The sequence below is a fragment of the Leclercia sp. W6 genome, from assembly GCF_003336345.1.
GTDB lineage: Bacteria > Pseudomonadota > Gammaproteobacteria > Enterobacterales > Enterobacteriaceae > Enterobacter.
This window is the reverse complement of record NZ_CP031104.1, coordinates 1,986,628-1,999,106: the sequence shown is the minus strand read 5'-3', so window position 1 is coordinate 1,999,106 and position 12,479 is coordinate 1,986,628. Positions and strand designations below refer to the sequence as shown.

Annotated in this window: 10 protein-coding genes; 7 read left to right on the top strand and 3 right to left on the bottom strand. The window is 55.0% G+C overall.

Annotated features, from left to right (window positions below; translation table 11 throughout):
• The first annotated feature begins 83 nt into the window (after positions 1–83).
• From rlmKL to rmf, 6 genes are all read left to right on the top strand, one after another.
• Positions 84–2,192 carry a bifunctional 23S rRNA (guanine(2069)-N(7))-methyltransferase RlmK/23S rRNA (guanine(2445)-N(2))-methyltransferase RlmL gene (gene rlmKL / locus DVA43_RS09905; protein ID WP_103823353.1) on the top strand — a complete coding sequence of 703 codons (2,109 nt, stop codon included), beginning with the start codon at positions 84–86 and terminating at the stop codon, positions 2,190–2,192.
• Positions 2,193–2,204: 12 nt separating this feature from the next.
• Positions 2,205–4,112, top strand: coding sequence for an ABC transporter ATP-binding protein (locus DVA43_RS09900; protein ID WP_114315424.1), 1,908 nt, complete (start codon positions 2,205–2,207; stop codon positions 4,110–4,112).
• 18 nt (positions 4,113–4,130) lie between these two features.
• Positions 4,131–5,384, top strand: coding sequence for a membrane integrity-associated transporter subunit PqiA (pqiA, locus tag DVA43_RS09895; RefSeq protein WP_114315423.1), 1,254 nt, complete (start codon positions 4,131–4,133; stop codon positions 5,382–5,384).
• A gap of 4 nt (positions 5,385–5,388) precedes the next feature.
• Complete coding sequence (gene pqiB, locus DVA43_RS09890; RefSeq protein ID WP_114317118.1) at positions 5,389–7,026, top strand: intermembrane transport protein PqiB; 1,638 nt, start codon at positions 5,389–5,391, stop codon at positions 7,024–7,026.
• Positions 7,026–7,589, top strand: a complete 564-nt coding sequence (pqiC, locus tag DVA43_RS09885; protein ID WP_114315422.1) for a membrane integrity-associated transporter subunit PqiC — start codon at positions 7,026–7,028, stop codon at positions 7,587–7,589. Before pqiB ends, pqiC begins: the two co-directional genes overlap by 1 nt.
• Positions 7,590–7,844: 255 nt before the next feature.
• Positions 7,845–8,012, top strand: a complete 168-nt coding sequence (gene rmf / locus DVA43_RS09875) for a ribosome modulation factor (RefSeq protein WP_010429337.1) — start codon at positions 7,845–7,847, stop codon at positions 8,010–8,012.
• 71 nt (positions 8,013–8,083) lie between these two features.
• Here rmf and fabA read toward each other — a convergent pair whose 3' ends face one another.
• Together fabA and DVA43_RS09865 are read right to left on the bottom strand one after the other, a co-directional pair.
• Positions 8,084–8,602, bottom strand: a complete 519-nt coding sequence (gene fabA, locus DVA43_RS09870; protein ID WP_000227926.1) for a bifunctional 3-hydroxydecanoyl-ACP dehydratase/trans-2-decenoyl-ACP isomerase — start codon at positions 8,600–8,602, stop codon at positions 8,084–8,086.
• 68 nt (positions 8,603–8,670) lie between these two features.
• On the bottom strand, positions 8,671–10,431 hold the full coding sequence (locus DVA43_RS09865; RefSeq protein ID WP_114315421.1) for a Lon protease family protein: 1,761 nt from the start codon (positions 10,429–10,431) through the stop codon (positions 8,671–8,673).
• 186 nt (positions 10,432–10,617) lie between these two features.
• Between DVA43_RS09865 and matP the strand changes: the two genes are divergently transcribed.
• Positions 10,618–11,073 (top strand): macrodomain Ter protein MatP, encoded by a 456-nt coding sequence (matP, locus tag DVA43_RS09860; protein ID WP_103178956.1) that lies wholly within the window; start codon positions 10,618–10,620, stop codon positions 11,071–11,073.
• Positions 11,074–11,139: 66 nt separating this feature from the next.
• On the opposite strand, the gene ompA is transcribed toward matP, so the two are convergent.
• Entirely contained in the window at positions 11,140–12,195 is a 1,056-nt protein-coding gene (gene ompA / locus DVA43_RS09855; protein WP_114317116.1) for a porin OmpA, read from the bottom strand.
• Between the last annotated feature and the right edge of the window lie 284 nt (positions 12,196–12,479).

The following is a 12,479-nucleotide window of genomic DNA, read 5'->3' as shown; positions in this document are numbered from 1 at the left end:
ATGAAAATAAGCCCTCAACTTTATGACATAGAGCCCAGATTGGCTATAATGCGCAGCAATTTTCTTAGAGTAAAAGTGACGATATGAATTCTCTGTTTGCCAGTACGGCCCGTGGGCTGGAAGAGCTGTTAAAAACTGAACTGGAAAACCTGGGCGCGCAAGAGTGCCAGGTGGTTCAGGGTGGTGTCCATTTTCAGGGCGACACGCGGCTTATTTACCAGAGCCTGATGTGGAGCCGCCTGGCCTCACGCATCATGTTGCCGATGAGAGAGTGCAAGGTTTATAGCGATCTCGATCTTTATATTGGCGTGCAGACTATCGACTGGACAGAGATTTTTGCCCCAGGCGCCACTTTTGCCGTGCACTTCAGCGGCCTGAACGATGAGATCCGTAACAGCCAGTACGGGGCGCTGAAGGTCAAAGATGCCATCGTCGACTGTTTCACGCGCAAAAATCTGGAGCGTCCGAACGTCGATCGTGAAAATCCGGATCTGCGCATCAACGTTCGCCTGAATAAAGAAGTTGCCAGCATTGCGCTGGATCTGTGTGGCGAAGGCCTTCACCAGCGCGGCTACCGCGATCGTGCCGGTATTGCGCCGATCAAAGAGAACCTTGCGGCCGCCATCGTGATGCGTTCCGGCTGGCTGCCGGGTACGCCGTTGCTCGATCCGATGTGTGGTTCCGGTACCCTGCTTATCGAAGCGGCGATGCTGGCAACCGACCGCGCGCCTGGCCTGCATCGCGGCGCGTGGGGCTTTAAGGGCTGGGCTCAGCATGACGAGGCCATCTGGCAGGAGGTCAAAGCCGAAGCCCAGACGCGTGCACGTGCCGGGCTGGCAGCTTATGAATCCCGTTTCTATGGTTCTGACAGCGACGCCCGCGTCATTGAACGCGCGCGCAGCAACGCCCGCCGCGCCGGAATCGGCGAGCTGATCGCCTTTGAGGTTAAAGATGTTTCCCAGCTCACCAATCCGCTGCCAAAAGGTCCGTACGGCACGGTGATCAGCAACCCGCCTTACGGCGAACGTCTGGACAGCGAGCCTGCGCTGATTGCCCTGCATAGCCTGCTGGGGCGCACCATGAAGGATCTGTTTGGCGGCTGGAACCTCTCTTTGTTCAGTGCCTCTCCTGAGCTGCTGAGCTGCCTGCAACTTCGCGCCGAGCGCCAGTTCAAGGCCAAAAACGGCCCGCTGGACTGCGTGCAGAAAAATTACCATCTGGCCGAGAAAGAGGCGGACAGCAAACCTGCCACCATCGCGGAAGATTACGCCAACCGCCTGCGCAAGAACCTGAAGAAATTTGAAAAATGGGCGAAGCAGGAAGGCATTGAATGCTATCGCCTGTATGACGCCGATCTGCCGGAGTACAACGTGGCGGTCGATCGCTACGCCGACTGGGTGGTCGTGCAGGAGTATGCTCCGCCTAAAACCGTCGATCCGCAGAAAGCCCGTCAGCGTATGCTCGATATTATTGCTGCGACCATCAGCGTGCTGAATATCGCCCCGAACAAGCTGATCCTCAAAACCCGTGAGCGTCAGAAGGGTAAAAACCAGTACGAGAAGATGAACAGCAAGGGCGAGTTTATCGAAGTGGGCGAATATAACGCGCGCCTGTGGGTGAACCTCACCGATTACCTCGATACCGGCCTGTTCCTCGACCACCGCATTGCCCGCCGCATGCTGGGCCAGATGAGTAAAGGTAAAGACTTCCTGAACCTCTTCTCCTATACCGGCAGCGCCAGCGTACATGCCGGCCTGGGCGGTGCGCGCACCACTACCACCGTGGATATGTCCCGCACCTATCTGGAGTGGGCGGAGCGCAACCTGCGCCTTAACGGCCTGACCGGCCGCGCGCACCGCCTGTTGCAGGCTGACGTGCTGGGCTGGCTGCGTGAAACCGAAGAGCAGTTCGATCTGATCTTTATCGATCCGCCGACCTTCTCGAACTCCAAGCGCATGGAAGAGTCTTTCGATGTCCAGCGCGACCATATTACGCTGATGAAAGATCTAAAACGTATGCTGCGTAAAGGCGGCACGATCATGTTCTCGAACAACAAACGCGGTTTCCGCATGGATCATGAAGGGCTGGAAAAACTGGGGCTGAAAGCACAAGAGATCAGTCAAAAAACCCTGTCCCAGGATTTTGCCCGTAACCGTCAGATCCATAACTGCTGGCTGATTACCGCGGTCTGAAAGGAAAAGTAAATGTCATTAATTAGTATGCATGGGGCGTGGCTGTCGTTCAGCGACGCGCCGCTTCTCGATAATGCTGAGCTGCATATCGAAGATAACGAACGTGTCTGTCTGGTGGGGCGTAATGGCGCCGGAAAATCGACGCTGATGAAGATCCTCAACCGCGAGCAGGGACTGGATGACGGGCGCATTATTTACGAACAGGATCTGGTTGTGGCACGTCTGCAACAGGACCCGCCGCGCAACGTTCAGGGCAGCGTCTACGATTTTGTTGCCGAAGGCATCGAAGAGCAGGCCGAATACCTGAAGCGCTACCACGAGATCTCGCATCTGGTGATGACCGACCCCAGCACCAAAAACCTGAATGAGATGGCGCGCCTGCAGGAGCTGCTGGATCATCATGGCCTGTGGCAGCTGGAAAACCGTATCAACGAAGTGCTGGCGCAGTTAGGTCTGGAAGCGGACATGCCGCTGGCCTCGCTTTCTGGCGGCTGGCTGCGTAAGGCGGCGCTGGGCCGGGCGCTGGTCAGCGGGCCGAAAGTGCTGCTGCTTGATGAGCCGACCAACCACCTGGATATCGAAACCATTGATTGGCTGGAAGGGTTCCTGAAAACCTTCAACGGCACCATTATCTTTATCTCTCATGACCGTTCGTTCATTCGCAATATGGCGACCCGTATTGTCGATCTCGATCGCGGCAAGCTGGTGACCTATCCTGGCGATTACGATACCTATCTGCTGGAAAAAGAGGAAAACCTGCGGGTAGAGGAGCTGCAAAACGCAGAGTTCGACCGCAAGCTGGCGCAGGAAGAGGTGTGGATCCGTCAGGGCATTAAAGCGCGTCGTACCCGTAACGAAGGCCGCGTCCGTGCCCTGAAAGCGATGCGCCGCGAGCGCAGCGAACGCCGCGAGGTGATGGGCAGCGCGAAGATGCAGGTCGAAGAGGCGAGCCGTTCAGGCAAAATCGTCTTTGAGATGGAAAACGTCAACTACCAGGTCGACGGCAAGGTGCTGGTGAAGGACTTCTCCGCCCAGGTACAGCGCGGCGACAAAATCGCCCTTATCGGCCCGAACGGCTGCGGTAAGACCACGCTGCTGAAGCTGATGCTGGATCAACTTAAGGCCGACAGCGGCCGCATCCACTGCGGTACCAAGCTCGAAGTGGCGTACTTCGACCAGCACCGCGCGGAGCTGGATCCGGATAAAACGGTGATGGACAACCTCGCCGAAGGCAAGCAGGAAGTGATGGTAAACGGTAAGCCGCGCCACGTGCTGGGCTATCTGCAGGACTTCCTGTTCCATCCAAAACGGGCGATGACCCCGGTGCGTGCACTCTCTGGTGGGGAGCGTAACCGCCTGTTACTGGCGCGTCTGTTCCTGAAACCCAGCAACCTGCTTATTCTTGACGAACCGACCAACGATCTTGACGTTGAAACGCTGGAACTTCTGGAAGAACTGATTGATAGTTATCAGGGAACTGTGATGCTGGTCAGCCACGATCGTCAGTTCGTGGATAACACCGTTACCGAATGCTGGATCTTCGAAGGCCAGGGCCGAATTGGCCAGTATGTGGGCGGTTATCACGATGCCCGTGGGCAGCAGGCGCAATCGCAGGCGACAAAACAGTCAAAAGTGAAGGTGGAAGCGGAAGTTGCTGTTCCAAAAGCAGAAAATAGCAAACGCACCACGGCCAAATTAAGCTATAACCTTCAGCGCGAACTGGAAGGCTTGCCGCAGCGTCTGGAAGAGCTCGAAGCCAGTCTGGAAAGTTTGCAGGCTCAGGTGGCAGACGCGTCATTCTTCAGCCAGCCGCATGACTATACTCAAAAAGTTCTGGCCGATATGGCCCAGGCTGAACAGGCGCTGGAAGAGGCATTTGAACGCTGGGAATATCTTGAGGCTCTGAAAAACGGCGCATAAGTTAAACATGGAGCCAGTATGTGTGAACATCACCATGCCGACCGGCATATTTTATGCTCACAGTGCGATATGCTCGTGGCGCTTCCCGTGCTCGAGCATGGCCACAAAGCGGCATGCCCGCGCTGCGGGACAACGCTGACAACAGAGTGGGACGCGCCGCGGCAGCGTCCTACTGCTTATGCCATTGCTGCGTTGTTTATGCTCTTTCTCTCCAATCTTTTCCCCTTTATTAATATGAAGGTGGGGGGCATCACCAGCGAAGTCCATTTGCTGGAGATACCCCGCGTGATGTTCTCAGAGAATTACGCCAGTCTGGGAACATTCTTTTTACTTTTCGTCCAGATCGTACCGGCGTTTTGCCTGGTGGTTATCTTACTGCTCGTGAACCGGGCGCATATGCCCGGGGCACTGAAGATCAGGCTGGCGCGGATCCTGTTCCAGTTGAAAAGCTGGGGGATGGCGGAGATTTTCTTAGCCGGTATTCTGGTGAGCTTTGTTAAGCTGATGGCCTACGGCGATATCGGCATTGGCAGCAGCTTTATTCCCTGGTGCCTGTTCTGTATCCTGCAACTACGCGCGTTTCAGTGCGTGGATCGCCGTTGGGCATGGGACGATATCGCCCCTGCGCCCGCGTTGCCGCAAACGCTGCAACCCGGCGTGCCGGGAATCAATCAAAATTTGCGCTTATGCGCCTGCTGCACAGCGATCCTCCCTGCCGACCAGTATGTCTGCCCGCGTTGCGCAACAAAAGGGCATGTGCGGCGTAAAAACAGTCTTCAGTGGACCATGGCGCTGCTTATTACGTCCATGATCCTCTATCTCCCGGCCAATATTCTGCCGATTATGATTACCGACCTGCTGGGCGATAGAATGCCATCGACCATCATGGCCGGGGTTGTACTGCTATGGAGTGAAGGCTCTTATCCGGTTGCGCTGGTGATCTTTATCGCCAGTATTATGGTTCCCACGCTCAAAATGATTGCGATTGCCTGGCTCTGCTGGGATGCCAAAGGACACGGCAAGCGTGACAGCGAGCGGATGCATCTGATCTATGAAGTCGTGGAGTTTGTCGGGCGCTGGTCAATGATTGACGTCTTTGTTATTGCCGTCCTCTCTGCGCTGGTGCGTATAGGCGGATTAATGAGTATCTATCCCGCCATCGGAGCGGTGATGTTTGCATTGGTCGTGATTATGACCATGTTTGCGGCCATGACTTTCGACCCACGGTTATCCTGGGATCGTGAGTCATCGTCGAGCCATGAGGATGAATAAAAGCATGGAAAAGAGAAGCGGAGAGGCGAAAGTGCAGAAGGTCAGAAACTGGTCGCCGGTGTGGATTTTCCCCATCGTGACTGCCCTGATCGGTGCCTGGATCCTGTTTTATCATTACAGCCATCAGGGTCCGGAAGTGACGTTAATCACCACCAACGCCGAGGGGATTGAGGGTGGTAAAACCACCATCAAAAGCCGCAGCGTGGATGTGGGGGTCGTTGAAAGCGCCACCCTGACTGACGATCTGACACACGTAGAGATCAAAGCCCGCCTTAATGCTGGCATGGAGAAGCTGCTACACGGCGACTCGGTGTTCTGGGTGGTGAAACCGCAGGTAGGCCGTGAAGGCATCAGCGGTCTCGGCACGTTGTTATCCGGGGCATATATTGAACTGCAACCGGGCAAAAAGGGCGTCCAGCCAGCGGAATATCAACTGCTGGACTCACCGCCGCTGGCGCCACCCGATGCGAAGGGGATCCGCGTTATCCTCGACAGTAAAAAAGCGGGCCAGCTGAGTCCGGGCGATCCGGTATTGTTCCGCGGTTATCGCGTGGGTTCCGTTGAAACCAGCACGTTTGACACCCAAAAACGCACCATCAGTTACCAGCTGTTTATCAATGCGCCTAACGATCGCCTGGTGACCGGCAACGTTCGCTTCTGGAAAGACAGCGGTATCGCCGTGGACTTAACCTCAGCCGGTATGCGCGTCGAAATGGGCTCACTCTCTACGCTCTTCGGCGGCGGGGTAAGCTTTGACGTGCCGGAAGGGCTGGATCAGGGCCAGCCGGTGGCGCAGCACACGGCGTTCAAACTCTATGACGACCAGAGAAGCATTCAGGATTCGCTCTATACCGACCATATCGACTACCTGATGTTCTTCAAAGATTCTGTCCGCGGCCTGCAGCCGGGCGCGCCGGTTGAATTCCGTGGCATCCGTCTCGGAACCGTCGGTAAGGTGCCGTTCTTTGCGCCGGGTATGCGCCAGGTGCTGGATGATGACTACCGTATTCCGGTGCTGATCCGCATCGAGCCGGAGCGTCTGATCAATCAGGTTGGCGATACGCCGGACATTGCTCAGCATATCGACGGGCTAATGAAGCGCGGCCTGCGCGGCTCGCTCAAAACCGGTAATCTGGTGACCGGGGCGCTGTATGTGGATATGGACTTCTTCCCGAAAGAGCCGCCGTTAAAAGAGATCCGCGAGTTTGGCGGATATAAAATTATCCCGACCGTCAGCGGTGGCCTGGCGCAGATCCAACAGCGTCTGATGGAAACGCTGGATAAGATCAATAACCTGCCGCTCAATCCAATGATTCAGCAGGCTACCAACACGCTTAGTGAAAGCCAGGCGACGATGCGCCGACTGCAGGCCACGCTGGATAATCTGAACAAGCTGACCGCCAGCCAGTCGATGCAGCAGCTGCCGCAGGACATGCAGAAGACGCTGCGTGAACTGAACCGCAGTATGCAGGGCTTCCAGCCGGGCTCCGCTGCATATAACAAGATGGTGGCGGATATGCAGCGCCTCGATCAGGTTCTGCGTGAGCTCCAGCCGGTACTGAAAACGCTGAATACGAAGAGCAATGCGCTGGTATTCGAAGCAAAAGACAAAAAGGACCCTGAGCCGAAGGGGGCTAAATAATGAAAAAATGGCTAATCATCACCGCAGTGGCGCTCCTGACCGCCTGTAGCTCATCAGAGAACAAGAGCTATTATCAGCTGCCGCTGGCAGCGCAGGTGGGCGGGCAAACGACGGCCAGCCAGGGGAACCGCCTGCTGTGGGTAGAGCAGGTGGCAGTGCCGGATTACCTCGCCGGAAATGGCGTGGTTTATCAGACCAGCGATGTGCAGTATGTCATCGCTAACAACAACCTGTGGGCCAGCCCGCTGGATCAGCAGCTGCGCAACACGCTGGTCGCTAACCTTGGCAGCCAACTGCCGGGATGGGTGGTTGCCTCGCAGCCGCTGGGTAGCGACCAGGATACGCTCAACGTCAACGTGACCAACTTCCACGGGCGCTATGATGGCAGGGTGATCGTCAGCGGGGAGTGGCTGCTGAACCATCAGGGTCAGCTGATCAAACGACCTTTCCATCTGGAGCTGATCCAGCGAAAAGATGGTTACGATGAGATGGTAAAAGTGCTGGCCCAGGGCTGGGCGCAGGAGTCTGCCAGCATTGCGAGAGAGATCTCCCGACTGCCATAAGTAAAATTCATCGCACGGGGCCGCACTTAGCTTGATGCTAATTGCGGCTTTTTTTTCGTTTGTCCCTCAGGCGGTTACTTGTGCCGTGTCACAATTTTTGTACAAATGAACTTTTGTGTAGCTCACATTTATGACACTGGCGTGAATTTTGCGCATTGACGCTCGGCGGTAATCAGGGTATTCGTTATCTGTGATTGCACATTTTGTAATCACTGTTTTCTTTTCCACCAGATCAAATAATGAGGGAAACGAGGCATGAAGAGACAGAAACGAGATCGCCTTGAAAGGGCTCATCAACGTGGTTATCAGGCTGGCATCGCCGGACGTTCAAAAGAAATGTGTCCCTATCAGACCTTGAATCAGAGGTCACAATGGTTAGGGGGCTGGCGAGAAGCCATCGGAGACAGGGCAGTACTTGCTTGATAACGTCTCTTTAAAAAGAAACCTCCGCACTGCGGAGGTTTCGCCTTTATATGCTCTGGTAAAAGCAACAATCAGAATGCGGAGGTGTCCTGGAACAGACCCACTTTCAGGTCGTTCGCGGTATAGATCAGACGACCGTCGACCAGCACTTCGCCATCCGCCAGGCCCATAATCAGGCGACGGTTAACAATGCGTTTGAAGTGAATACGGTAGGTAACTTTTTTCGCGGTCGGCAGAACCTGACCAGTGAATTTCACTTCACCCACGCCCAGCGCGCGGCCTTTACCTTCGCCACCCAGCCAGCCGAGGTAGAAGCCAACCAGCTGCCACATCGCGTCCAGACCCAGGCAGCCTGGCATCACCGGATCGCCAATAAAGTGGCAACCAAAGAACCACAGGTCCGGATTGATATCGAGCTCTGCTTCTACGTAACCCTTATCGAAGTTGCCGCCGGTTTCCGTCATCTTCACGACACGGTCCATCATCAGCATGTTCGGGGCCGGTAACTGCGGGCCTTTCGCGCCAAACAGTTCACCGCGACCAGAGGCAAGAAGATCTTCTTTTGTATAGGATTCGCGTTTATCTACCATGTTCTCAGTATGCCTTATTTTAGTGAAGGACGCAGGATAGCTAACACGTGTACGCTGAACAAGTCCGATCAGTTTGGTGTGAACCAGTTCAACCAGCGTAACGGCCAGGGATAACGGTGGCGCGCTTCCTGTTGCGTTGCCTGCGCAATACGTTCCTGGATAGTCTGCATCAACGTGGTTTGCCCCTCGGCGTCCCACTCCAGGTTTGTCAGTAAGGGTAGCGCATCTGTAATGTCTTCGATGGCCCAGAGGCTGAATTGTTCCTCTTCTACCGCCTTCAGCAGTTCCTGACTGAGGCTGAGATGACGCACGTTCGGCAGAGGAATGATCACACCCTGTTTACCGCTCAGCCCACGCTGCTGGCAGACGGTAAAGAAGCCTTCGATCTTCTCATTCAGACCGCCGACCGGCTGCGCGCGACCAAACTGGTCCACGGAACCGGTAATGGCAATGCTCTGATTCACCGGCACATCGGCCAGGGCGCTGATGAGCGCGCACAGCTCTGCCATTGAGGCGCTGTCGCCATCCACTTCGCTGTAGGACTGTTCGAAAGTCAGCGAGGCGGTGAAGGGGATCTGCTGCTCGAGTTGCAGTTCCGACATCAGGAAGGCCTGCATGATCATCATGCCCTTGGCGTGAATATTCCCGCCCAGCTCGGCTTTGCGTTCGACATCGATAAACTCACCGTCGCCGATATGCACGACGCAGCTGATACGCGACGGCTCGCCAAAGGCGCGCGGGTGGCCAGGGAATTCAATTACCGACAGAGCGTTGATCTGCCCGACGCGTTCGCCTTCGGTTTCAACCAGGATCTGCTCAAGCAGGATCTCATCCTGCATGCGATCGGCAAGATAGCCTTCACGCCATTCGCGCTGCACCAGCATCTGGGAGAGCTGTTCGCCGGTGACCGTATCCTCTTCGGTCATGGCTGCGGCTTCACGCAGCTGTTTGCCAAGCCAGAGAGGACAAAGCGGCAGTGTCTCCTGATCGCCGGTATAGCGGACCGCTTCGCGGATCAGCACCGGCCAGGCATCGGCTGCTGGCGTTGGCAGCTGCGCACGCTGGCAGACGGCGTAAACCCACTGCAGCCATTGCTGCATATCTTCGGCATCGGCAATCTGGGTGCTCTCTTCAAATTCGCTGTAGACCACCTGGTCGGCCAGTTCGGGTTCCATCTCCTGGAAATCCGCCAGCGCTTCGCGATCGCCGATGAGCACCACTTTCAGGGTGAGCGGCATAGAGGGCACAGCGACAGGAAGAGGGCGCGACTCGTCGTAGGCCACCCAGTCGAAGTGCTGCTGGCTAACGCTGTTTTTCAGGCGCATCCACAGAAGTGGCTGAGCAAGCAGCGTGCGCAGGGAGATAAGCAACACGCCGCCGTTTGCCTGATGGACCAGACCGGGATGCAGGGTAAGTTCACCGTTAAACTGGCGCAGACAGCCAAACAGCTGTTCTGCTTCTGTCCAGCCCGCCTGGACGATGTTGCCGGTGACTGCAAAACGACCATCGGGTACGGTGGCGGGTTCAAAGGTAACGGTATGCCCATCGATGCGGTACTCACCACCAAAGACCGTTCCGGCTTCTGGCTGCAGCTGCCGCATGGCATCTGCCAGAAGATTCAGATACTCCGCTTCGTCTGGCGCTTTCAACAACATGAATGGCGAGGTGGCCCATGGGCTTAACACCTGCTCCAGCGCGTAATGCAAACGGGGCTGAGTGTCGCTGAGGATGTATTCGTCTTCTTTCGCGAGATCTGGCTGTGCAAACAGTTCCTGATAACTGTCGGTATCCGGAACAAGGTCACGCCATGCAAGTTTCGTAATGGTCAAAGTTGATGTTTTTTAGTCAGAAGTAAAACGATGGAGTATACCGTAAGGCGCAGGCTCTGCACATGAGGGAATGGGGGTTTCCGGGCAGGAATGCGTCACCGCGTGTCACAGGATATGATTTCTTTTCAGCAGATTGCTAAAAAACTGATATTCTGAACACAGTTACACGGTCACACTGAGATCGCAATGAAATATCAACAACTGGAAAATCTCGAAAGCGGCTGGAAATGGAAGTATCTGGTCAAAAAACACCGTGAAGGGGAGTTGATCACCTGCTACCTCGAAGCCAGTGCCGCAAAAGAAGCTGTAGATTTATTGCTGACCCTCGAAAATGAACCCATTCTGGTCAATGGCTGGATTGAAAAGCATATTAATCCCGCCTTACTGAACCGAATGAAGCAGACTATCCGTGCGCGGCGCAAACGGCACTTTAATGCTGAGCACCAGCACACCCGTAAAAAGTCGATCGATCTGGAGTTTATGGTCTGGCAGCGTCTGGCCGGGCTTGCCCAGAGACGTGGGAAAACCTTGTCAGAAACCATCGTGCAGCTGATTGAAGATGCGGAACATAAAGAGAAGTACGCCAGTCAGATGTCGACCCTGAAAACCGATCTTCAGGCGCTGCTGGCCGGTAAAAAGTAGCGTTTTACTTTACTTCAGGTAATAAAAAACCCCGCACCATGGCGGGGTTTTTTGTAAGACGATAACTTATGCCGCTGGCTGAGTTACAACGTCTTTGATGCCTTTAACTTCGATCTCTACGCGACGATCTGGAGCCAGGCAGTCGATCAGTGCAGCGCGAGCTTTCACGTTGTCACAGGTAGAACCGGTAACTGGGTTAGATTCGCCCATACCACGTGGGGAGATCTTGTTAGCCGGGATACCTTTAGAGATCAGGTAATCAACAACGGACTGAGCACGTTTCTCAGACAGACCCTGGTTGTAAGCGTCAGAACCGATACGGTCGGTGAAGCCCAGAACCACTACGGAACCATCTTTAGGATCCAGGTTGCTCAGCTGGGTGTACAGCTGATCCAGTGCCTGCTGACCTTCTGGTTTCAGGGTTGCTTTGTTGAAGTTGAACAGAACGTCAGACTTCAGAGTAAAGTGCTTGGTCTGTACTTCTGGAGCTGGAGCTGGAGCTGGAGCAACGATTGGCGCTGCTTCTTCCTGCTGGCCGAAACGGTAGGAAACACCCACGCTCAGCATGCCGTTGTCTGGACGAACACCAACGGTGTTGCCGTCGCCGATGTTGTTAACCCACTGGTATTCCAGACGGGTAGCAACGTCACGGGTCATAGCCCACTCAACGCCACCAGCGAATACTGGGGATACGCCGGTGTCATGGTCGTCGCCAGCGCGGCTGTTGCTGGAGTCTGCACGCCATACCATACCGCCCAGACGGGTGTAGATGTCTACAGCGTCATTTACTGGGTAGCCCAGTTTAGCAGTCAGCTGAACGCCCTGAGCTTTGAATGCGCCGTTAATATCGTCGCCTTTGTAAGGCATACGGCCCAGCCAGTCGTAACCCATTTCGAAGCCAACGTACGGGTTAACCTGATAACCACCGAACGCGCCTGCGCCCAGCTGGCTTTCATGAGTTGGGCCATTATTGTTGTTTGCACTGTCATACCAACCAGTGTCATGGAACTGAGACCAGCCCAGTTTAGCACCAGCGTACCAGGTATTATCTTTCGGAGCGGCCTGCGCTACGGTAGCGAAACCAGCCAGTGCCACTGCAATCGCGATAGCTGTCTTTTTCATTTTTTGCGCCTCGTTATCATCCAAAAATCGCCATGAGAATCTCAATGAGAGTCACGGTTAAATCCTTCACCGGGGGGCGGGGACAAAGAGTAAACCTACCGATATCTTCGGCTTAGGCCGAGCACCCCTGGCGATGTAAAGTCTACAACGTACCTGAAAACTTACAAGTGTGAACTCTGTCAGGCATATGAAAAAAAAAGTTTTGTATACACAATATTTAACATTTATTGCGCAATTTAAGGCGTGCTAAAATGAAGAAAGCCGCGGCAGACAAGACTTTTCGC